General features: G+C 56.7%; 17 protein-coding genes. 9 read left to right on the top strand and 8 right to left on the bottom strand.

Features of this window, described 5'->3' with window-relative positions; all coding sequences use genetic code 11:
- The first annotated feature begins 592 nt into the window (after positions 1–592).
- From ssuE to ssuB, 5 genes are read left to right on the top strand one after another with little or no spacing between them, the layout of a single operon-like run.
- Complete coding sequence (ssuE, locus tag OXR04_RS07030) at positions 593–1,144, top strand: NADPH-dependent FMN reductase (protein ID WP_009091065.1); 552 nt, start codon at positions 593–595, stop codon at positions 1,142–1,144.
- 10 nt (positions 1,145–1,154) lie between these two features.
- Positions 1,155–2,108: a sulfonate ABC transporter substrate-binding protein gene (locus OXR04_RS07035; RefSeq protein WP_009091067.1), complete on the top strand. Its 954-nt coding sequence runs from the start codon at positions 1,155–1,157 to the stop codon at positions 2,106–2,108.
- A 9-nt stretch (positions 2,109–2,117) separates the two neighbouring features.
- Complete coding sequence (gene ssuD / locus OXR04_RS07040; protein WP_140028305.1) at positions 2,118–3,266, top strand: FMNH2-dependent alkanesulfonate monooxygenase; 1,149 nt, start codon at positions 2,118–2,120, stop codon at positions 3,264–3,266.
- Between the two features lie 10 nt (positions 3,267–3,276).
- Positions 3,277–4,068, top strand: a complete 792-nt coding sequence (gene ssuC / locus OXR04_RS07045) for an aliphatic sulfonate ABC transporter permease SsuC (protein ID WP_140924405.1) — start codon at positions 3,277–3,279, stop codon at positions 4,066–4,068.
- Complete coding sequence (gene ssuB / locus OXR04_RS07050) at positions 4,065–4,853, top strand: aliphatic sulfonates ABC transporter ATP-binding protein (RefSeq protein WP_267372395.1); 789 nt, start codon at positions 4,065–4,067, stop codon at positions 4,851–4,853. The genes ssuC and ssuB overlap by 4 nt, the downstream gene beginning before the upstream one ends.
- A 41-nt stretch (positions 4,854–4,894) precedes the next feature.
- Here ssuB and pepN read toward each other — a convergent pair whose 3' ends face one another.
- Positions 4,895–7,510 carry an aminopeptidase N gene (pepN, locus tag OXR04_RS07055; RefSeq protein ID WP_111209023.1) on the bottom strand — a complete coding sequence of 872 codons (2,616 nt, stop codon included), beginning with the start codon at positions 7,508–7,510 and terminating at the stop codon, positions 4,895–4,897.
- Between the two features lie 243 nt (positions 7,511–7,753).
- Between pepN and pncB the strand changes: the two genes are divergently transcribed.
- The 4 genes from pncB (at position 7,754) to OXR04_RS07075 (ending at position 13,352) form a co-directional block, all read left to right on the top strand.
- Positions 7,754–8,959: a nicotinate phosphoribosyltransferase gene (gene pncB / locus OXR04_RS07060; protein WP_009091077.1), complete on the top strand. Its 1,206-nt coding sequence runs from the start codon at positions 7,754–7,756 to the stop codon at positions 8,957–8,959.
- 158 nt (positions 8,960–9,117) lie between these two features.
- A complete protein-coding gene (gene asnS / locus OXR04_RS07065; protein ID WP_009091079.1) occupies positions 9,118–10,518 on the top strand; it encodes an asparagine--tRNA ligase in 1,401 nt (466 codons plus the stop codon).
- 300 nt (positions 10,519–10,818) lie between these two features.
- Entirely contained in the window at positions 10,819–11,928 is a 1,110-nt protein-coding gene (ompF, locus tag OXR04_RS07070; RefSeq protein ID WP_009091081.1) for a porin OmpF, read from the top strand.
- Positions 11,929–12,161: 233 nt separating this feature from the next.
- The gene (locus OXR04_RS07075; protein ID WP_267372398.1) at positions 12,162–13,352 is read left to right on the top strand and encodes an amino acid aminotransferase; all 1,191 of its coding nucleotides are present in this window, start codon (positions 12,162–12,164) and stop codon (positions 13,350–13,352) included.
- A 62-nt stretch (positions 13,353–13,414) separates the two neighbouring features.
- On the opposite strand, the gene OXR04_RS07080 is transcribed toward OXR04_RS07075, so the two are convergent.
- From OXR04_RS07080 to cmoM, 7 genes are all read right to left on the bottom strand, one after another.
- Positions 13,415–14,044, bottom strand: coding sequence for an MBL fold metallo-hydrolase (locus tag OXR04_RS07080; protein WP_267372399.1), 630 nt, complete (start codon positions 14,042–14,044; stop codon positions 13,415–13,417).
- A 39-nt stretch (positions 14,045–14,083) separates the two neighbouring features.
- Positions 14,084–14,632, bottom strand: a complete 549-nt coding sequence (locus tag OXR04_RS07085; RefSeq protein WP_009091085.1) for a YcbK family protein — start codon at positions 14,630–14,632, stop codon at positions 14,084–14,086.
- Positions 14,633–14,817: 185 nt separating this feature from the next.
- Positions 14,818–16,629, bottom strand: a complete 1,812-nt coding sequence (gene ldtD / locus OXR04_RS07090) for a L,D-transpeptidase (protein WP_267372402.1) — start codon at positions 16,627–16,629, stop codon at positions 14,818–14,820.
- A gap of 149 nt (positions 16,630–16,778) precedes the next feature.
- Entirely contained in the window at positions 16,779–21,266 is a 4,488-nt protein-coding gene (gene mukB, locus OXR04_RS07095; protein WP_267372404.1) for a chromosome partition protein MukB, read from the bottom strand.
- Complete coding sequence (mukE, locus tag OXR04_RS07100; protein ID WP_009091092.1) at positions 21,263–21,988, bottom strand: chromosome partition protein MukE; 726 nt, start codon at positions 21,986–21,988, stop codon at positions 21,263–21,265. The genes mukB and mukE overlap by 4 nt, the downstream gene beginning before the upstream one ends.
- Positions 21,969–23,291, bottom strand: a complete 1,323-nt coding sequence (gene mukF, locus OXR04_RS07105; protein ID WP_009091093.1) for a chromosome partition protein MukF — start codon at positions 23,289–23,291, stop codon at positions 21,969–21,971. Before mukF ends, mukE begins: the two co-directional genes overlap by 20 nt.
- A complete protein-coding gene (cmoM, locus tag OXR04_RS07110) occupies positions 23,288–24,073 on the bottom strand; it encodes a tRNA uridine 5-oxyacetic acid(34) methyltransferase CmoM (RefSeq protein ID WP_058957450.1) in 786 nt (261 codons plus the stop codon). Before cmoM ends, mukF begins: the two co-directional genes overlap by 4 nt.
- Between the last annotated feature and the right edge of the window lie 86 nt (positions 24,074–24,159).

Here is a 24,159-nt window from a genome sequence, read left to right on the forward strand (position 1 = left end):
AGACCAGTCGTAAAAAATATCTTAACGTTTCACAGGACTATCACTGTTAAAAGACGTGCATCAATATCCTGCTGAAATGTTAAAACCGTTGAGGATTGATTTAAATACGGCTGATAAAGCAGACGTAACCAGATTCGGGAATCTGTAAGCGAACGTCTGAATCCGTGAAAAACGTCACCATTCCTTCATTTTTATTACACTCTGCCTTATGGCATAAATCCTAATAACAGACGAAGGAAGCCCACCACCAGTCAGTTTCCGTACTGCTTCTGACCCGGCCGCTGCGCTTAATGAAGTTGTTGGCCACAATCAGAATGTTCAGGCAATCAGACGAGAGCGATTTTTTTCGGGCATCCCGCCTGTTTTCGCAATCTTGTATCACCCTCCTTAATGAATCGTTTCTCTGATTGCCCTGAAATTAAGAATATTCGGAATGTCCCCGGATGCGCCCCGGTTTCCGCCGCTTCTATTTGCAGTTTTTACGCTTACTTTGCCGGATAAATCATTTAAGCCCACTGCCCTGCTCTGACAGTATGAAGGAATAAGTTCTCAACATTTGATAATCAATAACTTTTAGTTATAAGGAGTGATGATGCGAGTTATTACGCTGGCAGGCAGCCCACGGTTTCCCTCCCGCTCAACTTCCCTGCTGACGCTGTGTCAGCACAAGCTGGAGGCGCGTGGCGTTGAAGTCATTCCCTGGAATATTCACAACTTTCAGCCTGACGATCTGATCAATGCGCGCTTTGATGCGCCTGCCCTGCTGGCATTACGCGAGGACCTGGCCTCAGCGGATGGGCTGATTGTGGCGACCCCGATTTATAAAGCCTCATTTTCGGGGGCGCTGAAGACCCTGCTTGACCTGCTGCCTGAACGCGCGCTGGAACATAAAGTGGTGCTGCCACTGGCCAGCGGCGGCAGTGCCGGTCATATGCTGGCACTCGACTACGCCCTGAAGCCGGTTCTCAATGCCCTGAAGGCGCAGGAGATTCTGCACGGCGTTTATGCCGAGGATCATCAGGTGGTTCATTATGACCGGCAGCCTGAATTGCAGGCCTCTCTGGCAGAGCGTCTGGATGAAGCGGTTTCCGCCTTCTGGCTGGCGCTGACCCGTCACCACCACCCCGTTGCGCAAGCGGTTTAAGGAAAGAGCAATGAAGCAGAGATTAGGAAAGTGGCTGGTCGCGGGACTTCTGCTGGCGGGCCTTCAGGTTCAGGCCGCCGAATCCGATCCGGCTGAGATTCGTATCGGTTATCAGAAAGGCTCTGTCAGCATGGTGCTGGCAAAGTCGCATCAGTTACTGGAGAAGCGTTTTCCCCATACGCATATTAAGTGGGTCGAGTTCCCGGCGGGCCCTCAGATGCTGGAAGCGCTGAATGTGAACAGCATCGATCTCGGCAGCACTGGGGACCTTCCGCCGCTGTTTGCGCAGGCCGCGGGTGCTGATCTGCTCTACGTAGGTTCTGAGCCGCCGAAACCGAAATCAGAAGTGATTCTGGTGCCGAAAAACAGCCCCCTGAAACAGGTGGCGGATCTGAAAGGGAAAAAAGTCGCCTTCCAGAAAGGCTCCAGCTCGCACAACCTGCTGCTGCGCGCGCTGCAGCAGGCGGGACTCTCCTTTAACGATATTACGCCGGTCTATCTGACGCCCGCCGATGCCCGCGCCGCTTTCCAGCAGGGCAACGTCGATGCCTGGGCTATCTGGGACCCCTACTACTCCTCCGTGCTCCAGCAGGGTAACTCGCGTCTGCTGATCGATGGCAGTTCGCTCAACCTGACCGGCTCGTTCTATTTAGCGACCCGCAGCTATGCCGAAGCCCATGGCGCCTTTATTCAGCAGGTGCTCGACACGTTCAGTGCGGCCGATGCGCTCACCATCAGCCAGCGGCAGCAGAGTACTACCCTGCTGGCTCAGGCGATGGGCCTGCCCGAGCCGGTTATCGCCAGCTATCTGGATCACCGGCCGCCGACCCGCATTTCACCGGTCAGTGCCGAAACGGCCGCCGCGCAGCAGCGCACCGCCGATCTCTTTTATGCCAATCATCTGTTGCCAGTCAAAGTGACGATTCAGGATCGTCTCTGGCATCCCCACACCGTCACGCAATAAGGAGCAACAATGAGCGTATCTGTTTTCTGGTTCCTGCCAACCCATGGCGACGGACACTATCTTGGCACGGCCGAAGGGGCGCGACCGGTTGATCACGCCTATCTGCAGCAGGTGGCGCAGGCCGCTGACCGTCTTGGCTTTGGCGGCGTCCTTATCCCGACCGGCCGCTCCTGTGAAGATGCCTGGCTGGTGGCCGCCTCGCTGATTCCGGTCACTCAGCGTCTGCGGTTTCTGGTGGCGCTGCGGCCGGGTGTGATTTCACCGACGCAGGCCGCCCGTCAGGCCGCCACCCTGGATCGCCTCTCTAACGGGCGGGCGCTGTTCAACCTGGTGACCGGCGGCGATCCGGAAGAGCTGGCGGGCGACGGGGTGTTTCTCGATCACCGCGAGCGTTACGCGGAATCCGCCGAGTTTACCCGCGTCTGGCGTCGGGTTCTTGAGGGGGAAACCGTCGATTATGAAGGCAGGCATGTGCACGTTCGCGGGGCGCGGCTGATGTTTAAACCGGTCCAGCAGCCTCGTCCGCCGCTCTGGTTTGGCGGCTCCTCGGAACCGGCGCAGGATCTGGCCGCCGAGCAGGTTGATGTCTACCTCACCTGGGGCGAGCCGCCTGCGCAGGTTAAAGAGAAGATTGAGCAGGTGCGCGCGAAAGCGGCCGCTCAGGGCCGGACGGTGCGGTTCGGTATCCGTCTGCATGTAATTGTGCGTGAAACTAATGAAGAGGCCTGGCAGGCGGCTGACCGGCTGATTGCCAATGTGGATGACGCCACCATCGCAAAAGCGCAGGCGGCATTCCAGCGCGCCGATTCTGTCGGACAACGTCGCATGGCCGCGCTCCACGGGGGTCGCCGCGACAAGCTCGAAATCAGCCCGAACCTCTGGGCAGGTGTCGGTCTGGTGCGCAGCGGTGCCGGAACCGCACTGGTGGGTGATGGCCCGACCGTTGCCGCCCGGATCAAAGAGTATGAAGCGCTGGGTATCGAGACCTTTATTCTGTCAGGCTACCCGCATCTGGAAGAGGCTTATCGCGTCGGGGAACTCCTGTTCCCGCATCTCGACCTGCAGGTGCCGCTGGTCCCGCAGCCTCGCGTCGTTCAGGCGCACGGTGAAGCGGTAGCCAACGATTTTACCCCTGAGAAAAAAGTCGCCCGGGGCTGAGGAGAGCAGAATGGCCAGAACCCGAAAACGTCTTGCCGATACGCTGGTGCCGTGGCTGCTGCCTCTCCTGCTGATCGTGGTGTGGCAGATTGCCTCACAAACCGGCTGGTTATCAACCCGCATTCTGCCCGCGCCGGAGAAAATCGTGACCACTTTCTGGCGGCTGACCGTCAGCGGCGAACTGTGGCAGCACCTGGCTATCAGCAGCTGGCGGGCGCTGGTCGGTTTCGCTATCGGCGGCTCCATCGGTCTGATACTTGGACTGATTACCGGCACCTCAAAAACCGGTGAGCGTCTGCTCGATACCTCGGTTCAGATGCTGCGCAACGTGCCGCATCTGGCCCTGATCCCGCTGGTGATCCTCTGGTTCGGTATTGATGAGTCGGCCAAGATTTTCCTGGTGGCGCTGGGTACGCTCTTCCCTATCTACCTCAACACCTATCACGGCATCCGCAATATTGACCGCGGGCTGGTTGAGATGGCCCGCAGCTACGGTCTCTCCGGCTGGAGTCTGTTTATCCAGGTGATCCTGCCCGGCGCGCTGCCGAATATCATGGTCGGCGTGCGTTTCGCCCTCGGCCTGATGTGGCTGACGCTGATCGTCGCGGAGACCATTTCCGCCAACGCCGGCATCGGCTATCTGGCGATGAATGCGCGGGAATTTCTGCAGACGGATGTGGTGGTGGTCGCCATTATTCTCTACGCCCTGCTCGGTAAGCTGGCGGATGTCGCCGCGCTGCTGCTGGAGCGTGTCTGGCTGCGCTGGCACCCCGCTTATCAATTAAAGGAGGAGAACGCATGAGTCCGACTCTCTCACCGGCACGCCTCAACACCGGCACCCCGGTTGGCGTCAACGGCGTCAGCAAACAGTATGGCAACCGCACCATTCTCAATAAAATTGACCTGCATATCCCTTCCGGTCAGTTTGTGGCGGTCGTGGGCCGCAGCGGCTGTGGCAAAAGTACCCTGCTGCGCCTGCTGGCCGGGCTGGAGCACTGCTCCAGCGGTGAGCTGCTGGCGGGCAATGCACCGTTGCAGTCGGCGCGCGACGATACCCGTCTGATGTTCCAGGATGCGCGACTGCTGCCGTGGAAAAAAGTGATCGATAACGTCGGCCTGGGGCTGCGCGGACGCGAATGGCGCGGCGCGGCGCGGGATGCCCTGGCGGCAGTCGGACTTGCCGATCGGGCTGATGAGTGGCCTGCCGCGCTGTCGGGAGGCCAGAAACAGCGGGTTGCGCTGGCCCGGGCGCTGATCCATCGTCCCGGCCTGTTGCTGCTGGATGAGCCACTGGGGGCGCTGGATGCCCTGACCCGCATCGAAATGCAGGGACTGATTGAGTCGCTGTGGCAGCAGCATCACTTTACCGTGCTGCTGGTCACGCACGATGTCAGTGAGGCGGTTGTGATGGCGGATCGGGTGCTGTTGATTGAGGAGGGAAAGATCGGGCTGGATCTTCAGGTCGATTTGCCCAGGCCGCGGCGCCGGGGATCGGCACGACTCGCCGAGCTGGAAGCGGAGGTGCTGGATCGGGTGATGCAGCGTACAGATCGCACTCCACCGGTGCGGCTGGCGCAGCAGCGCTAAAAAAAGGCGGAGGCCGTCTCAGACGCTCCGCCTTTTTATTATCAGGCGTTCAGCGCCCGGGTGATTTTCTCGTAGAGATCGCCAGAGAGTTTATCCAGCGTCAGCAGTTCTTCCAGCGCCTCGCGCATCATCGCCTGACGCGTTTCGTCATAGCGTTTCAGGCGAATCAGCGGCTCAACCATCCGTGCCGCCACCTGCGGATTACGGGTGTTGAGATCAGTCAGCATCTCGACCAGGAACTTATAGCCGCTGCCATCTTTTGCATGGAAAGCAGCAGGGTTCGCGGAGGCAAAGGCACCCACCAGCGAGCGAACGCGGTTCGGGTTACTCATCGTGAAGGAGCGATGCGTCAGAAGCTGACGCACGTTGCGCATCACGTTGGCAGCCGGACTGGTCGCCTGCAGCACAAACCATTTGTCCATGACCAGACCATCCTGATGCCAGCGCTCATCATACGCCGCCAGCAGCGCATCGCGGCACGGCAGCTGCGCCGCCACAGCGGCAGAAAGAGCGGCCAGCGCATCAGTCATGTTGGTCGCCTGCTGATACTGCGCCTGCACCAGTTTGTCCGCCAGCTGCGCATCGCTGAAGGCGAGATAGGTCAGGCAGATATTTTTCAGGCTGCGCTGACCAATCGCCTCATGCTCCACCCGGTACTCGGGCTGCTGATTGGCGTTGTAAATCGCAAAGAATTCATCGGCCAGTTCGCGCGCCAGCGTACGCTGCAGCGCATCCCGCACCAGTGAGATGGCCTGCGGATCGATAACGTCAAACAGCTCGGCAATCTCATTTTCTGACGGCAGCGTCATGATCAGCGCGGTCAGTGCCGGGTCGCAGTCGGTATCAAGCAGCACTGCGCGGAATGCGTCGGCGACGTGCAGCGGCAGCGACAGATGCTGACCCTGCTGATAGCGGGCGACATTGAGGCGGATATAGGTAGCCAGCAGGCTCTGAGCCGCATCCCAGCGGGAGAAGTCGTTGCGGGCATGGCGCATCAGGAAGGTAAGCTGCGCGTCACTCCACTTATAGTCGAGCTTTACCGGCGCAGAGAATTCACGCAGCAGCGACGGCACCGGCTGGAAGTAGACGTTGTCGAAAATAAAGGTCTGGAACTCCTCGGTAACATTCAGCACATGATGCACCGGCTGCCCATTATGCTGCAGCGGGATCACCTTGCCTTCGCCATCATAGAGTTCGATATCCAGCGGAATGTGCAGCGGCAGCTTCTCTTTCTGGTCGGCGGTGGCTGGCGTGTGCTGGGTAACATGCAGAGTGTACTGTTCCAGCTCCGGATTATAGTCGTCACGGACCGTCAGGACCGGTGTACCCGACTGGCTGTACCAGCGGCGGAACTGCGACAGGTCGACGTTTGAAGCATCTTCCATCGCCTGAACAAAATCATCACAGGTTGCCGCGCTGCCGTCGTGGCGCTCAAAATAGAGCTGCATGCCTTTCTGGAAATTCTCCTCACCCAGCAGCGTGTGCATCATGCGGATCACTTCCGATCCCTTTTCATACACGGTCAGAGTGTAGAAGTTGTTCATTTCGATCACCTGATCCGGGCGGATCGGGTGCGCCATCGGGCTGGCATCTTCGGCGAACTGTGCACCACGAACGATGCGCACATTATCGATGCGGTTCACCGCGCGCGAACCCAGATCGGAGCTGAACTCCTGATCGCGGAAGACCGTCAGCCCCTCTTTCAGGCTGAGCTGGAACCAGTCGCGGCAGGTCACGCGGTTACCGGTCCAGTTATGGAAATATTCATGACCGATTACGGCTTCAATACCAAGATAATCTTTGTCGGTCGCGGTTTCAGCTTTGGCCAGCACATATTTGGCGTTAAAGACGTTGAGGCCTTTGTTTTCCATCGCCCCCATATTAAAGAAGTCCACTGCCACGATCATAAAGATGTCGAGGTCATACTCCAGACCGAAACGCTCCTCATCCCACTTCATGCTGTTTTTCAGCGAGGTCATTGCCCAGTCAGCGCGGTCGAGATTGCCGCGGTCAACGAAGATCTCCAGCGCCACATCACGGCCTGAGCGGGTGGTAAAGCTGTCGCGCAGCACATCGAAGTCGCCCGCCACCAGCGCAAAGAGATAGCAGGGTTTCGGGAACGGGTCCTGCCACTTCACCCAGTTGCGCCCCTGATCGTCCTGGCCGCCGTCGATCCGGTTACCGTTGGAGAGCAGGTAGGGATAGCGATTGCCGTCGGCATAAATGGTGGTAGTAAAACGCGCCAGCACATCCGGGCGATCGAGATACCAGGTAATATGACGGAAGCCTTCAGCTTCGCACTGGGTGCAGAGCGCCTCACCCGATTTGTACAGTCCTTCCAGCGCCGTGTTCTGATCCGGATGAATATCGTTGATGATTTTCAGGGTGAAGCTTTCCGGCAGCTGACTGATGACCAGCGCCCCCTCTTCTTCACGGAACGCTGTCCAGGGCTGCCCGTCGATTTCCAGCGCAATCAGCGTTAACGCCTCTCCGTCCAGGCGCAGCTCAGCCTGGCTGTCGCCCAGCCGTTTGACCTGGCTGATAGCCGTTACGCGGGTGGTCGACGCATCCAGTTCAAAGGTTAAATCGATGTCGGTGATGGTGTAATCAGGCGCACGGTAGTCGTGGCGATACTTGATTTGGGGCTGTTGCGTCATATTCCGTCTCGCGTTGTTATAAGTTTACCGGCAAAGTCTAAGCTTGTTACAACAAGCTTGCCACGCACAATGCAGCTAAAGGGTGAAATGTCTACAGTTTGTTAACAAAGGCACAGATTGGCCTCGACCCGCCGGACTGAAATATGCTGTGATCGGCGTCAGATAGTGAATTATACTTTTGCGTCTTTATGACTGTGTACAACACCGGGCTCTGCGCCACCGAACAGGATGCTGAAACGCGCCATGACAGGACATGCTTCCCCGATACTGACCTCGCTGCTGGATACGGACGCCTATAAGCTCCATATGCAGCAGGCCGTTTTCCACCGCTACCATGACGTAACGGTGACGGCGGAGTTTCGCTGCCGCGGCGACGAACTGCTGGGTCTCTACGCTGACGAAATTCGTGACGCGATAACCGCAATGCAAAATCTGGCGCTGACTGAAGATGAAGCGACCTGGTTGTCTCATCTTCCCTTCTTTCGCGAAGATTACCTGAGCTGGCTTCGCCAGTTCCGCTACAAACCGGAGCAGGTTGAGGTGCGCAATCACCACGGCAAGCTGGACCTTCGTATTCAGGGGCCGTGGCGTGAAGTGATACTGTGGGAGGTGCCGCTGCTGGCGCTGATCAGCGAGATTGTGCATCGTCATCGCACACCGCAGGTCACCACTCAGCAGGCGATTGATCACCTGCATCATAAGCTCAGCGACTTTAACGCGCAGGTGGCCGACCTCGACATGTCACGCTTCCGCCTGATGGATTTCGGCACCCGCCGTCGCTATTCACAGGATGTACAGCAGTCGATTGTCGCAACGCTGAAACAGGATTTCCCCTGGCTGATTGGTACCAGTAACTATGACCTGGCGCGCCGCCTGTCACTCACGCCAGTGGGCACCCAGGCGCACGAGTGGTTTCAGGCGTTCCAGCAGATCAGTCCCGTTCTGGCGAACAGCCAGCGGGCAGCACTGCAGGCGTGGCTGGATGAGTATGACGACCAGCTGGGTATTGCGCTGACCGACTGTATCGCCATGGATGCGTTCCTGCGCGACTTTGGCCCGGTGTTCGCCCGCCGTTATCAGGGTCTGCGCCACGATTCCGGCGATCCGGTTGAGTGGGGTGAGAAAGCGCTCGCCCACTATCAGAAGCTGGGTATCGATCCCTTAAGCAAAAATCTGGTCTTTTCTGACAATCTGAATCTCGACAAAGCGCTGGCGCTTTACCGCCATTTTGGTCAGCGAACGAATGTGGTTTTCGGTATCGGGACCCGCCTGACCTGCGATATCCCGGGCGTCACGCCACTGAATATCGTCATTAAACTGGTGCAGTGCAACGGTAAACCGGTGGCGAAACTCTCCGACAGCCCAGGTAAAACGATCTGTCAGGACAAAGCCTTTGTCAGAGCGCTGCGTAAAGCCTTTGACCTGCCGCTGGTGAAAAAAGCGAGTTAAATCCCCTCTTATCGGGGCGTCAATACGCCCCGCCTCTGCTGTAATAAATCTGTTTTCAGCCTGAATTTTGCTTGTTTCCTGAAGACTCGCAAGTAACATAGCAAAACCCCGGATGGGGCAACTTTTTTTACTCACTTCTTCTATATAGAGAGATATTTATGAGCGTAGTGCCTGTAGCGGACGTACTGCACGGTCGCGTCGCGGTTGACAGTGAAGTCACCGTACGTGGTTGGGTGCGTACCCGAAGAGATTCCAAAGCCGGTCTTTCCTTCATCGCCGTGTATGACGGCTCCTGCTTTAATCCCGTTCAGGCTGTCGTCAATAATTCTCTGAATAATTATCAGGATGAAGTGCTGCGTCTGACCACGGGCTGTTCGGTTATCGTCACCGGTAAAGTGGTGGCTTCGCCGGGCCAGGGCCAGGCGTTTGAGATTCAGGCGACCCATCTGGAAGTGGTCGGCTGGGTGGAAGATCCGGACAGCTACCCGATGGCGGCTAAGCGCCACAGCATTGAGTATCTGCGTGAAGTGGCTCACCTGCGTCCGCGCACCAACCTGATTGGCGCGGTTGCCCGCGTCCGCCATACTCTGGCGCAGGCGCTGCACCGTTTCTTCCATGAAAATGGCTATTTCTGGGTCTCCACCCCGCTGATCACCGCGTCAGACACCGAAGGCGCAGGCGAGATGTTCCGCGTTTCGACGCTGGATCTGGAAAACCTGCCGCGTGACGATCAGGGCAAAGTCGATTTCGCTGAAGATTTCTTTGGCAAAGAGGCGTTCCTGACCGTATCAGGTCAGCTGAACGGTGAAACCTATGCCAGCGCCCTGTCGAAGATTTACACCTTTGGTCCGACCTTCCGCGCCGAAAACTCTAACACCAGCCGTCACCTGGCGGAATTCTGGATGCTGGAGCCGGAGATTGCGTTTGCTTCGCTGGATGATGCCGCAGCACTGGCCGAAGCCATGCTGAAATATGTGTTCAACGCGGTGCTGGAAGAGCGAGCTGACGACATGGCCTTCTTTGCTGAGCGTGTCGATAAAGAGGCTGTTGAGCGCCTGCAGCGTTTCATCACCACCGATTTTGCTCAGGTCGACTACACCGATGCGATTGAGATCCTGAAGAACTGCGGTCAGACCTTCGAGAATCCGGTGTCCTGGGGTATTGACCTCTCCTCTGAACACGAGCGTTATCTGGCAGAGAAACACTTCAAAGCGCCAGTGGTTGTGAAAAACTACCCGAAAGATATTAAGGCGTTCTACATGCGCCTGAATGAAGATGGTAAAACCGTGGCGGCGATGGACGTTCTGGCTCCGGGCATTGGTGAGATCATCGGCGGTTCACAGCGTGAAGAGCGTCTGGATGTGCTGGATGCGCGTCTGGAAGAGATGGGGCTGAATAAAGAGGATTACTGGTGGTATCGTGACCTGCGTCGCTATGGCACCGTTCCGCATTCTGGCTTTGGTCTGGGCTTCGAACGTTTAATCGCCTATGTCACCGGCGTACAAAATGTCAGGGACGTTATCCCCTTCCCACGCACCCCACGCAATGCGAGTTTCTGACATTCGGCATTAAATATAAGAAAATCATATATATAAAGAGGTCGGCACTGCCGGCCTTTTTTTATTTTTGTAAATTTTGAGTTCTCTCACAAAGTTCCGTCTTTTTTACATTTTGTAATACATATTTTCCTTTAGAAACCAGATTACGAGTTTAGTAGCATTTTCGCGCTAGAATTACGGCGGGGGGGATGGAAAGATGCGTGCAGACACAGGAAGACACCAAACTTCGTTGAGGGTTCTGTAAAGATTTCCTTACGGCAGTGGCAGGTGTACAAATAACTCCAATGAGGGTAATGAATAATGATGAAGCGCAATATTCTGGCAGTGGTTATCCCTGCTCTGTTAGCCGCCGGCGCAGCCAATGCTGCAGAAATCTATAACAAAGACGGCAACAAACTGGACCTGTACGGTAAAGCTGTTGGTCTGCATTACTTCTCTGATGACGATAGCAACAACGGCGACAATTCTTATGTTCGCTTTGGCTTTAAGGGTGAAACTCAGATTAATGACCAGCTGACCGGTTACGGCCAGTGGGAATACAACATTCAGGCGAACAACTCTGAAGGTTCAGACGCACAGGACGGCAACAAGACCCGTCTGGGCTTTGCCGGTCTGAAATTCGGTGACGCGGGCTCAATCGACTACGGCCGTAACTACGGTGTGGTTTACGATGCAATCGGCTGGACCGATATGCTGCCAGAGTTCGGTGGCGACTCCGGATACTCAGATAACTTCATGAACGGTCGTAGCACCGGTTTGCTGACCTACCGCAATACCAACTTCTTTGGCCTGGTAGATGGCTGGGACTTTGCTGCTCAGTATCAGGGTAAAAATGATCGTGCTGACATTCGTCGTGCTAATGGTGATGGCTATGGTGTGTCAACAACCTACGTTTCACCTATCGGTGTAGGCTTCGCAGCAGCTTATAGCAGCAGCGACCGTACCAATGCACAGGCAGCGGGCACTGTTCGTAATACTGACACTGATACCAACGTAGCTACTGGTATTGGCGAAGGTAAGCGTGCTGAAAACTGGGCAACTGCTCTGAAATATGATGCTAACAATGTTTACTTAGCTGCAATGTATGGTGAGACCCGCAACTCTACACCTATCAACTCAGGTGACTTTACAGCGTTCGCAAATAAAGCTCAGAACATTGAGCTGGTAGCACAGTATCAGTTCGACTTCGGTCTGCGTCCATCCCTCGCCTACGTTCAGTCTAAAGGCAAGGACATCGAAGGCGTGGGCGATGCTGACCTGGTTAAATACATCGATGTTGGCGCGACTTACTACTTCAACAAAAACATGTCTACCTATGTTGATTACAAAATCAACCAGCTGGATGACAACAACCCACTCGGTATCAATACAGACGACGTGGTGGGTGTAGGCCTGGTTTACCAGTTCTAATCCTGCTTTAAACATGTTGAAAAACGGGGCCACGGCCCCGTTTTTTTATGGCTGTTAATTACAACCTCTGCGCTGCTTAACTCCCTCCCGCCCCACGTTAACGTCTTTATCTCCCCGTCGCGCAATCCGTACCGCAAAATAGAGGATTTTGATTCGCAAACGGTTGGCATTTGCCTGGCCGGACGTTAACCTGAGAGCCCTCTTGCAAACGTTCACGCTAATGGACCTGACACATGTTTGAATCGATCTCTGCTGCACCCGCCGATCCTATTCTCGGGCTCGCCGATCTGTTTCGTGCTGATGACCGCCCTGAAAAAATCAATCTGGGTATCGGCGTCTATAAAGACGAAACCGGCAAGACCCCGGTGCTGACCAGTGTTAAAAAGGCTGAGCAGTATCTGCTGGAAAACGAAACCACCAAAAACTATCTCAGCATTGATGGTCTGGCGGATTTCGCGCGCTGCACGCAGGCCCTGCTGTTCGGCAATGATAGTCCACTGATTAGCGCGCGCCGCGCACGTACGGCACAGACGCCAGGTGGCACAGGCGCGCTGCGCATTGCGGCAGATTTTCTGGCCACGCAGACGGCGGTGAAACGGGTCTGGATCAGCAACCCCAGCTGGCCGAATCATAAAAATGTGTTCAATGCTGCCGGTCTTGAGGTGTGTGAATATCACTATTATGACGCGGCAAACCACATGCTTGATTTTGAGGGAATGCTGGCGTCGCTGAGTCAGGTTCAGCCTGGCGACGTGGTACTTTTCCACGGCTGCTGCCATAACCCGACCGGTATCGATCCGACAGCGGAGCAGTGGCAGAAGCTGGCAGAGATCTCACAGGCGAATGGCTGGCTGCCGCTGTTCGACTTCGCTTACCAGGGCTTTGCCCGTGGTCTGGACGAAGATGCCGAAGGCCTGCGTATTTTCGCCGCGTCACATCAGGAGCTGATCGTCGCCAGCTCATACTCGAAGAATTTTGGTCTCTACAATGAGCGCGTGGGGGCCATCACGCTGGTAGCGGCCGACGCCGGCGTAGCAGAAACCGCATTCAGTCAGGTGAAATACACCATTCGTGCCAACTACTCCAATCCCCCGGCGCATGGTGCGGCCGTCGTCGCGACGATTCTGAGTAACGACGCGCTGCGGACGATCTGGGAGCAGGAGCTGTCGGACATGCGTCAGCGCATTCAGCGTATGCGGCAGCTGTTTGTTAACACGCTGGCAGAGAAAGGTGCGCAGCGTGACTTCAGCTTTATCATTAAGCAAAACGGCATGTTCTCATTCAGCGGCTTAACCAAAGAGCAGGTTATTCGCCTGCGTGAAGAGTTCGCTGTGTATGCCGTTAACTCTGGCCGCGTGAATGTGGCCGGAATGACGCCGGACAACATGTCGGCGCTGTGCGAAGCGATTGTCGCGGTGCTCTGAGGCAGGCGATAAAACAAAAATGGGCCTGAGGGCCCATTTTTTATGGCAGGAAAAGGTCTGATTTACTGCAGGAAAGGATTGCTGATGCGCTCCTGTCCCAGTGTGGAGATCGGGCCGTGACCGGGCAGAAAAGTCACATCATCGCCCAGCGGCAGTAATTTAGTGTGAATCGCCTTAATTAACTGCTGATGATCGCCCTGCGGGAAGTCTGTTCGTCCCACGCCGCCATTAAAAATCACATCACCTGAAATCAGCAGCTTTCCGGGACGGTCAAAGAACACCACATGACCAGGTGAATGGCCCGGGCAGTGCAGGACCTCCAGCGTAGTCAGCCCGACCTGCACACTCTCCCCCTCCTCCAGCCAGCGATCCGGCGTAAAAGGGGCGCACTCTTCCAGTCCGAACATCCGGCTCTGCGTGGGCAGCGCCTCCAGCCAGAAAGCATCCCGCTTTTGTGGCCCGACAATAGGGATCTGATAGTAAGCCGCCAGTTCGACCGCGGCTCCGACATGATCGAGATGCCCATGGGTCAGCAGAATCTGAGCGGGTTTGAGTCTGAGCTGTTCCAGCGTTTGTTTAATCAGGTCAGCATCGCCGCCTGGATCGACCAGAGCCGCTTCACGGGTGGTATCGCACCAGATAACGGAACAGTTCTGGGCAAAGGCTGTAACAGGAATAGTGTGGTAGTTCATAACGCTCCATGACCGGCTCACGCAGCGTCGCCGGTGTCGTTACCAGTGCCTGATCGGACCGGTATCAATATGTACAAAGTTACTGCGGGGATAATATCCTACACCACCCGCACGCAGAGATAACGCCGCTTTGCGTACATTGGCTAATGAAACGCCTTCAATATGGAAATCCATCGCCTGACCTTTGGTGTGATAGCTATGCTTCGCGACTCCCGGACCGCTCTCACGTAACATATTGTTGGTCGCCAGTGAACGGTAGCCCGAGACCAGCTGGACAGGTTTGCGCGTACCGAGCAGTGCCTGCAGGCGGAAAATCTGATCGAAGAGGTGCGGATCAATGCTTTTCACTTTATTGGCGCGGTAGTCACGGAAAAAGTGATTTAATCGTGTCAACTCATCCTTGTCGTAACTCTTACCATTAAAAAATTCAGTTTTAAGGGTTTCACCGGTGTGAAGATTGTTAAGCATCAATACACGCGGGCGAGACGTTGAAAGCGAGGCCCTTGCAGAAGCGGGCAATAATGCCAGTCCGGCGGCGGCACTACCGCAAAGCAGCAGGTTGCGACGAAAAGAATCAATAGTAGACATGTAGCGGTTTACCTGAGAGTGAAGCCATAGAAATGTGCAAAAAGCGCACAGGCCGAACCATAACTTTCTCTCAGGTAAGCGTCAACCCATCTGGGGCGTGTTTGAGAGGCGATTCCCGAAGGAATCGCTCTCAGAGGATATTTCTTACGGTGCCAGGTGCGCCGCTAACGATTTAAAATCAATCACTAGAGCAGTAACTGTTTCGCCCGGCTCAGTGCCTGACTGCCCGAACGGGCGGTGTCATCATAATTGTAAATATCTGTTCGGAACTGCGGCTTGCCATCATCAGCAACCCAGGCAGTAAGGTAATAGAGATTGACCGGGATGCGATGGCGAATCGGCACATAACGGGTATCCCCCTCTTTCAGGGTGCTGGAAATACGGGAGTCGTTCCAGCCTGCATCCTGCAGTAACAACCCGGCCAGTTCTGATGCCTTATTCACACGCACGCAGCCTGAGCTGAGCGCACGAATATCACGCTGAAACAGGTTATGGTTTGGCGTGTCATGCAGATAGATGGCATCTGAACTAGGCATGTTGAATTTGTATCGGCCCAGCGCATTCGTCTGACCCGGAGCCTGAATCATCCGGTAAGGGAAGGATGCAGCGGAAACCATGCGCCAGTCGATCATGCTGGGATCGATCACTTCAGCGTCAGCACTCCAGCCCGACAGCAGGGTATAACCATGCTTGTAGAGATAGGTGGGGTCCTGTTTCACTTTAGGGATGATATCTTTGCGCACCAGCGTCGTCGGCACATTCCACGGCGGATTGAGCACCACATTATTGAGCGCGCTGCGCATCAGTGGTGTTTTACGATCGGGACGCCCGACAATGACCCGGGAAGAGAGGATCTTGTTGCCGTTGTTGTAGTAGATCAGCGAGTAGTTGGCGATGTTGACCATAATGCCGTTGTGCATATCATCCGGCAGCAGGCGCAGCCGCTGAATATTCAGCGCCAGTAACGAAGCGCGCATCTGGGGTGAGACGTTCAGCCACTGCCGCGTTCTGGCACCGATAGCGCCATCACCATCCAGTCCCTGCCACTGCTGAAAACGTTTAACCGCCGCCACCAGCGTCTCGTCATAGACATTGGCAGTGTTGCCTTCCAGCGTCTGGCTCTGAACGTTACCGGGTGACTGCGGCGATGGCGCAGGCAGATCGTTGACAGGGGTGGCGGAAGGACTCACTGCCACTGGCTGATCGCTGTGGGTTACCGGCGAAGGAGCGACCGGCACGGCATCATCATCCGGAGCCGGTGCGTTGCTCTGTGCGGTCAGCATGCCGCTGCGCTGCAGAATTTCACGCAGTGCGGGCACATCGTCACTGACCTGCCCAGGACGCAGCGTTTCGCTGTTCTTCAGCTGCGGCCAGGGTTGTTTATCACTGAGCAGCGCTTTCAGCGCAGCGTGCATCGGCTGATACTGAGGATGCTGCGGCTGCAGGGAAGCAACAAACGTACTGCTCGCGCCCGCATTGACCGCATTCTGCCACTGATTTACCACGGCCACCGACGGCTGTGTCAGCCTGTAGGGAACATTACTGTAGAGCCAGGTTTCGCCCTGCGTCGGCACGTTAGAGACAAACTGCAGGTAGCCCAGCATGGCGTCGGAGAGGGTCACGTCACGGGCAAAGCCAGTGATAGCCGGGTTAGTCAGACGGTCAACCCAGCGCGTGAACTGCGGCTGGACGCCAGAGAGCGCCACCTCAGCCAGCTGCTGCTGAAACTTCTGAACCGCCTGCTGATCCTGCCAGAGCGGCTGCATGTGGCGGGACGCATACAGCGTCGCCAGCGGCGCGAGGTAAAATGGCTGATCGGTGCTGGAAAACGCCTGGCGGATACGTTGCTGACTGTCGGAAACCGAAACTGACGCGTGAGCGGTGCCGGGCATCGCGGCGATAACAGCGGCCTGTGGTAGCGTAAATGGAACAACCGTTAGCGCCAGCGCTAACAATGATATAACACGATGATGATTAACCTTTTTTGCCAGCAACATCCCTGCCCCCTTATCTTCTTAACTGCGCAGCGTTCCCTGTATCCGCTGCGATCGGGCTGTGACTCATTATGTTGAGTATACAAACAAAAACGGCATTTGCCTCATGCGACAAATGCCGTTTCCAGATTAACCAATGGTTCGGTTTTTGACTACGTCTCAGCCTGAGATTTTTCAGTGGTCAGATCGGGCAGAGCGGCCTCCCCGCTCCCGGCGCGAGTGGGCACCGGATCGGCCGCAAATCCACGCAGGCCGACGACATGGACGTGCTCGGTGTTGTTAAACACCTTACGCACCAGTTTGTAGGTCGTGCCTTTCTCCGGGCTGATGTTCTCCGGCGCAGCAATCACCAGCTGCATCTCCAGACGTTCACACAGCTCAAACAGCGTGGCGATAGAGCGGGCATCCAGACGGGCCGCCTCATCCAGGAACAGCAGGCGGCAAGGTGAGATATCCTTGCCACGCAGACGGCGGGACTCCTCTTCCCAGCTCTGCACGACCATCACCAGAATCGACATCCCGGTGCCGATCGCTTCGCCGGTTGAGAGCGCGCCACTTTCTGCACGCAGCCAGCCATCCGAACCGCGGTTAACTTCGACCTCCATCTCCAGATAGTTGCGGTAGTCCAGCAGCTCCTCACCGATAGTCTGCGGGGTACGCTGACCCATATCGATATGCGGGTTCAGACGCTGATAGAGCTTCGCCAGCGCCTCTGAGAAGGTCAGACGGTTACTGTTGAAGAGGTCCTGATGCTGTTCATGCTCTTCTGACAGTGTATCCAGCAGCATGGCATGGGTTTCACGAACGTTAACGTTGAGACGTACGCTGCGCACCTGACCAAAGCTGACGGTCTGCAGGCCCTGATTCAGCTGACGGATACGGTTCTGTTCACGCTGGATGGTTTTACGGATGATGTTCGCCGCACTGCGAGAACTGATGGCCAGCATCTGCTCACGCGCGGTCAGCTCTTCCGTCAGGCGATTCAGCTCAATCTCCATCTGCTCAATTGCTTCCACCGGATCGTCAGTCCGGATAATGTCCTGACGAATACGCTCACGCAGATGCTGATAAACGGCGATAAAGAACTGAATTTTACGTTCCGGACGTTTCGGATCTTCCGATAGCCGCAGCACGTCGCGCAGATGTTCATTGTCCGCCACTGCCAGACGCAGCGCACCCAGCGCCTTATCCGACATCGAACGCAGTTCATCACCACTCATGTAGGCGAGTTCACGACGATGCAGACGGCGCTCCACGCCATTCTCTTTGACCAGACGCAGCACCGTGCACCAGCCCGCTTTCGCGCTGACCACCTGTTCACGCACCTGATGATACTGGCGCTCCAGCTGGCGCAGTCGCTTCTGCAGGTTATCCATCTCCGCTTCGCAGAAGGTCAGCTGTTTCTCCAGCTGATTCCGGCGTGCGCGGTTGTGGCTCAGTGCGGTATAAAGCTCATCGCGACGCGCCCGCGCCCGCGCTTCTGCGCTGCTGTCCGCATGGACGCCAATCGTCTGCATCTCCTGCTGCAGCTCTTTCAGCATGTCGCGCTTGGCATCCCAGGCGCTTTTCAGCGAGGCCAGCAGCTGAGCATATTGGGTCAGCTGTGCCTGATGTTCACGCAGACGTTCACGGCAGCGGCTGCGCTCGCCTTCAGCCTGCTCCAGGCGCTGACGCAGCTTGTCGCTGAGGTCATTGTTGCCACTGAGCATGCTGGCTGAATCGTCATAACTGAAGTGAGCACGACGCTGCACCACTTCAGTCAGGGCAAATGCCTGCTGACGGGCGTTGCGCTGCTGCTGCTGCGCCTGCTGATAGTCGGCCTGCAGCTGTTCGTGCTGTTCCGGGTCGCTCTGCAGAACCGCGATGATCGGTTCCAGTTTTGCCAGCTTAGCGCCATGCTGATGCAGGAAGCGCGCCGCATCCTGAGCGGCATCAACCTGCTCACGAATCTCTTCGCAGCGATCGGCCAGGGTATCATCCAGCAGCAGATTAACGCGCGGCAGCAGGCGGTTTAACTGCGATACGCCCTCTTTCGCCAGCTCATACTGCTGACGCTGCTGCTGATTGTTACTTTCATGCTGATTCAGCGCCCGCTCCAGCTCCCCGCGGCGCGCGCCCAGCTGACGGATCTGCGCTTCCGGGTCGGCATCAAAGGCGACGGCCAGATGACTGCCGATAAAGCGACTGAAGGACTGATGCAGACGCTGCGTTTTCTGCACATCGAACGACAGGGTCGCGTAGCGTTCCGCCAGCTTGTCGCGCTCCAGATGCAGCAGCTCAAGCTGGTTTTCACGCGCCGCGCGGCCAAACAGCGGTATTTTCGGGAAGCGGGAGTAGCGCCACTGACGCTCAGCCACTTTTACCACGACCGCATTCTGCAGCTCATCAACACTGAAGACGCTGTCGTCGAATGACTGCGGATCGCCCTCGATCAGATAGAGATCTTCCGGGCACTCTTCCAGTCCGTCCAGTAACTCGCGCACCCGTGAAAGATCAGGTACAACGATCGCATGACGTGACGGGCCATAGAGCGCCGAGAAGTACGGCGCATCGTCCAGGGTCACATCATCGTAAATCTCTGACAGCAGCACGCCGCCAAAACGTTCTGCCAGCTGGGTCAGACGCGCATCCTCAGCACCGCCCGGCTGACTGAGCCGTTCAATCTGCTGCTCGATGTCGCGTTTACGTGCTGCCACTTCGTCGCGCTCGACGGTAGTTTCACGCTCCTGTTCCAGCAGCTGCTGCATGTACTCGGTGACATCCTGGCTGCTGTTCAGCGCCTGGCCGGTCTGTTCGCTGAGCTGCGTCAGGATCTCCTGGGCGGCGAGCCAGTGCGGCGCGCGCGCCGTCAGGCCTGTAATACGTTCACGCAGCTGTTCGAGCTCCTGGCGCATCTTCATGCGCTGCTCACCCGCGTCAGCCACGCTGCTGTTCAGCTGTTCGATCTGCGCTTCCAGCTCCTGCTGCAGGCCAGCCAGCGCATCCGCGTCGTAGTGCTGCCCCTGACGCTTGCAGAACTCGGCCAGCAGACGCTCAGCCTCATGCTGCTCGCGCAGCCGCTGTTCCAGTTCATTTAGACGCAGACGCAGCGAGGAGAGCTGTTCGGCGTGATGGCGCTGATTGCTGGCATCCCGCAGCAGTTCGCGGCCGGTTTGCCAGGCATCCTGACGACTCACCTCACCGGCGATGCTGGTCACCAGCGCCAGCGCCTGTTCAAACTGACTGTGCGCCGCTTCCGCCACGCTCAGCTTCTGCTCAAGACGCAGCAGGTGCTCTGTCGCCTCCTCCTCTTTAGCCTGGAAGCTCTCCTGCCATTCGGCTGCATTGTCGATGCTCAGGTCGGGCAACTGACAAAGGGTACGGGCGCGCTCCAGTGCCTGCAGTGCCTGCTGATACTGAATGGCGCGGGTTTGCTGCACGTCGAGCGCCTGCTGGAAATCGGCCAGCTGACTTTTCAGCTCATCCACTTCCAGCTCAGCCGCTTCAGCCCGCGCTTCGTTCTCTTCCTGAATCTCACGCGCTTCGGCCACCACTTCGGTCTGCTCTTCCAGCCGCAGCGTCAGGTCTTCGATATCGGCATCGTAGCGTTCAATCTTCTCCTGCTGACGCATCGCCGTCTGCACAAGGTTAAGGTGATCGCTGGCGGACTGATAATCGACTTCGAGATCGTTTTCGGCGCCGCTGTGCTCAGCCAGTTCGCGCGCCATTTCAACATGACGATACTGCTCGGTGGCGAGTTGCTTGCGGCTGCTGAACAGTTCATTACGCAGCTGTAATGCGCTGTCGAGATGAACCCGACGCTCGTTAGCATGGCGCATGTAGTCAGCCGAAACGTAGCTGGTCGCCTCAGAGATCAGGTGTTTAAACAGATCGCGATCGGACTGAGTTACGCGGATTGCCTCCAGCGTCATGCGGTTCTCGCGCAGTGCGGCTTCCATATCCTGGAAGGCTTTGCGCACGCCGCTGTTTTCAGGCAGCAGGTAATCACGCAGCGATCGGGTAATCGCACTGGAGATACCGCCGTAGAGCGAGGCTTCGATCAGGCGATAAAACTTGCTGCGATCGCTGGCGGAGCGCAGACGACGCGGCACCACACCCAGATCAAACATCATGGCGTGATAGTCAGTGACCGAGTTATAGGCGCGGAACTGTACCCCTTCCTGCGCCTCAACCCGCTCTTTCACCTCATTCAGCGGCAACACGCGCGCCTGACGGCTGTTCAGCACTTCAGTCAGCATGTCGGTCGGATTGGTGTCGGCAGGCAGACCGTGGATACTGAACGGCTTGATGTCCACCTTTTTATCCCGACCGGCGACCTGTTGCAGGCGAACACCCACCACCACACGCTGGTGGCGTGAGTTCACCACATCCAGCATGGAGTAGCAGACGCCGGCGCGCAGTTTGCCGTGCAGGCCTTTATCGCGCGCCCCGGAGGTCGCACCCGCTTCGGTGGTATTACGGAAGTGCAGCAGTGTCAGATCGGGGATCAGCGCGGTGACAAAAGCCGCCATCGTGGTGGACTTACCGGCCCCGTTACCGCCTGACAGCGTGGTAACTAATTCATCAAGATCAAAGGTGCGGGCAAAAAAGCCGTTCCAGTTGATCAGCGTAAGCGAACGAAACTTTCCGCGCTCAATCATGCCTGTTCTTCCTCTGCGTTCTCACTCGCGTCGCTCTCCTGCCCGTCACCTTCATCGGTGTCAACCGGTGCAGTGGCGTTTTCCAGTAGCATCGCTTCACCGTCACGAATCAGACGAAGCTGCGCTTCACGGGCATCATCTCCGCCGCGCACGTCGGCGCCAAAGCGGAACACCGATTCCGTGATGCGGAATTTGCTGCTGTCGTTGCCGAAAAACCACACCATGCCAAGACGGCGCAGTCGGCTCAGTGAGGCGCGCACTTTCTCCTGCAGCTTGGTGCGGTCCAGATCCGACCCGGTTGAACGCTGATTCACCAGCTTCAGCAGCCGGTTCTCGTCCGCCAGCGAGAGCAGTTCATCGTAGAGCTCCTGCTGGGTGAAAATCCCTTCATTGGCCAGCCGTTCCGGGCTGAGATAGAGATAGCAGAGAATTTTCCCGACCATCATATCCAGCTCAGAGAGTACCGAGCGCGGGATCAGCGTGGTTGAGCGCGGACGCAGATAGAAGAAACCTTCCGGCGCACGGATTAACTCCACGTGATAGCGGCTGTAAAACTCTTCGAGAAACGACTGGTAGTCCATCAGAAAAGCGTGGTTATCCAGCTCTTCAATACCGATGTGGCGTCCCGCGCGTAACTGGCTGTCCAGCGCGGGGAAAATCGGGTTGGCCAGTGCCTGTGCCAGCTTAACCGGCATCACTTGTTCAATATTTGTCGATGACATGTGCCTGCACCTTGGCTCCGTAATCATTGATGGCTTGCCATTCCACAGGCAAGCCGGCTAAATCGGCTTCCGCTACGCCAAGACGCACCGCCTGGTCCACCACAATGCGCGCCAGATCGAAATGACGGGCGCGGGGATACTGGGCCAGGTAGTCGCGCATTACTGACGCGAGGTTGAGCGGTTTTTGTTGCAACTTGTAGACCTGCAGCGCTTCTTCAATCATGGCTGCCAGCTGTTCGCGGATTTCGTTGATCTCTTCGTACTCCATCTCCGGCGGCAGTTCGCCCATGACTTCGTCGTTACGCAGCGTCAGGGCCTCATCGCGCATGTCATAGAGACGGTCGGCGTTGGCATAGGTCAGCGCCCACGGCGCGTCGAAATAATTCTGAACCGATACCCGCAGACGCTGCGCAAAGACGCGGTTTTTATCCATGTCGATGGCAGTACGAATAAATTTATGGACGTGGCGGTCGTAGCCGATCCAGAGGTCAATCGCCTGCTGGCCCCAGCTGGTGATTCGGTCAAGTTTGCTCTGCAGATCAAACACCAGCTTGTCGACAAACCCGAGATCCGGGCTGTTCAGCGTGGCATCCTGAATGCGTAACAGGTTTTCCTGCAGCTTGTCACCCGCGGCTTCGAGCGTATCCTGCAGTTCGCGCAGGGTTCCCGAGGTCTCTGAAAGCAGCATTTCGCAGCTGGAGATCGCCGCGCGCCAGTCTTTGTTCAGTAGCTCGGCGATATCGTTTTTGACCGCCTGCTGCTGCTCATCCATCAGACGCTGGGTCATATCGATGCTGTCGAATATCTCTGCCACCGAATATTTCAGCGGCGCGAAAACATTACGGTGCCAGTGAAACTCATCGCCATTTTCCTGGGCGGCATCGGCGGCCCGCTTCAGCTCACTGGCCACAATGGAGAGCTGCATCGACAGGCGCAGGGTCGAAAACTCCCGCTGACGGATGTAGTAGTCGGTGATACCGATCGCCAGCGGCGTCAGGCGATAGATGGCGTTGCCTTCGGTAAGCTCGCTGGTAAAGCGGTTGAGCAGGCGCTGTCGCACCATGTCATTGATGGCGTTATTGGCGCGAACCAGCACGGTTTCATGGGTTTGTTCAAACGCTTTACTGACGTGACGGAAAGCATCAATCAGATCGCCTTCGCTCATTTCGCCGTCCATCCGCTCCCCGTTGAGGGTGGCGATAGCCAGCAAAAAGGCCAGCCGTTCCACTGGCAGCGCAAGGGAAAAGTCATTTTTGCGCGCCCAGGATACCAGTTCAGGTACCGTCTGGGAAAATTCACTCATAATTCGTCCTTCTGCCCGGGTTTACGCGCGGTCACGTGGATGTAACGCCCTAAGCTTAAAAAGGGTTCCTGACGGCAGTAACGCCGCTCCATCTCAATAATTTCGTCGTCGCTTTTGGGCTCGCCCTTAGGCGGTTTCATGTAGTCGCTGAAAACCCGGATACCGGCACGCCGCTCAATCACAAAGCCACAGGCCTCCAGCCAGCGATAAACCTGATCGGGATCGCGGGGATAGTCAGGCGATAGCGTGCGCTTTTTGCGTTTGGTCAGGTTGGTACGCAGATAGCCAAAGTTGCCCAGCGTTAAGGTGCGCAGTGTCAGGCCGTGCAGATTGTAAAACATCAGTGACATGACCCCACCCGGACGCAGCACATCATACAACGCTTTCAGCACCGCCTCCGGTTCGGCGACCCACTCAAGCACAGCGTGGAACAATACCAGATCCACCGGCTTATCCAAATGTTCACCCACCTGCTGGGCGCTAATTTGTCTGAATTGCATGTTGTGGCTCACACCCTGCGCCGTGGCATTTTCTTCCGCCCGGCGCAGCATCTCACCGGAGAGATCGCACAGCAGCACCTGATGGCCCTGTGCCGCCAGACCGCTGGAGACCTGGCCGATTCCGCCACCCGCATCCAGCACGGAGAGCGGATGTGGCGACAGGCCTGGCAGGATCATCGCCAGCTCATCATGGAGAATGGCCTGGCGTATCCGTCCTTTGGTGGTGCCGTAAATATTTTGCGAAAATTTATCCGCGAGATCGTCAAAGTTACGATCCTGCATGGCATGCGCTCCGGTATGCTGCGGTAAGACTTGTGCTATTTTGTCACAGGCACCAGAAGAATGAACCTTTCATCCCCATCTTCCCT

Origin of the sequence: Pantoea sp. GM_Pan_3, from assembly GCF_026541045.1 — a bacterium.
Lineage (GTDB): Bacteria > Pseudomonadota > Gammaproteobacteria > Enterobacterales > Enterobacteriaceae > Pantoea > Pantoea anthophila.

What these genes read in the sequence shown, in the direction of transcription:
- ssuE (WP_009091065.1), top strand. Translation starts at nt 593, where the DNA reads ATGCGAGTTATTACGCTGGCAGGCAGCCCACGGTTTCCCTCCCGCTCA.
- OXR04_RS07035 (WP_009091067.1), top strand. Translation starts at nt 1,155, where the DNA reads ATGAAGCAGAGATTAGGAAAGTGGCTGGTCGCGGGACTTCTGCTGGCG.
- ssuD (WP_140028305.1), top strand. Translation starts at nt 2,118, where the DNA reads ATGAGCGTATCTGTTTTCTGGTTCCTGCCAACCCATGGCGACGGACAC.
- ssuC (WP_140924405.1), top strand. Translation starts at nt 3,277, where the DNA reads ATGGCCAGAACCCGAAAACGTCTTGCCGATACGCTGGTGCCGTGGCTG.
- ssuB (WP_267372395.1), top strand. Translation starts at nt 4,065, where the DNA reads ATGAGTCCGACTCTCTCACCGGCACGCCTCAACACCGGCACCCCGGTT.
- pepN (WP_111209023.1), bottom strand. Translation starts at nt 7,510, where the DNA reads ATGACGCAACAGCCCCAAATCAAGTATCGCCACGACTACCGTGCGCCT.
- pncB (WP_009091077.1), top strand. Translation starts at nt 7,754, where the DNA reads ATGACAGGACATGCTTCCCCGATACTGACCTCGCTGCTGGATACGGAC.
- asnS (WP_009091079.1), top strand. Translation starts at nt 9,118, where the DNA reads ATGAGCGTAGTGCCTGTAGCGGACGTACTGCACGGTCGCGTCGCGGTT.
- ompF (WP_009091081.1), top strand. Translation starts at nt 10,819, where the DNA reads ATGATGAAGCGCAATATTCTGGCAGTGGTTATCCCTGCTCTGTTAGCC.
- OXR04_RS07075 (WP_267372398.1), top strand. Translation starts at nt 12,162, where the DNA reads ATGTTTGAATCGATCTCTGCTGCACCCGCCGATCCTATTCTCGGGCTC.
- OXR04_RS07080 (WP_267372399.1), bottom strand. Translation starts at nt 14,044, where the DNA reads ATGAACTACCACACTATTCCTGTTACAGCCTTTGCCCAGAACTGTTCC.
- OXR04_RS07085 (WP_009091085.1), bottom strand. Translation starts at nt 14,632, where the DNA reads ATGTCTACTATTGATTCTTTTCGTCGCAACCTGCTGCTTTGCGGTAGT.
- ldtD (WP_267372402.1), bottom strand. Translation starts at nt 16,629, where the DNA reads ATGTTGCTGGCAAAAAAGGTTAATCATCATCGTGTTATATCATTGTTA.
- mukB (WP_267372404.1), bottom strand. Translation starts at nt 21,266, where the DNA reads ATGATTGAGCGCGGAAAGTTTCGTTCGCTTACGCTGATCAACTGGAAC.
- mukE (WP_009091092.1), bottom strand. Translation starts at nt 21,988, where the DNA reads ATGTCATCGACAAATATTGAACAAGTGATGCCGGTTAAGCTGGCACAG.
- mukF (WP_009091093.1), bottom strand. Translation starts at nt 23,291, where the DNA reads ATGAGTGAATTTTCCCAGACGGTACCTGAACTGGTATCCTGGGCGCGC.
- cmoM (WP_058957450.1), bottom strand. Translation starts at nt 24,073, where the DNA reads ATGCAGGATCGTAACTTTGACGATCTCGCGGATAAATTTTCGCAAAAT.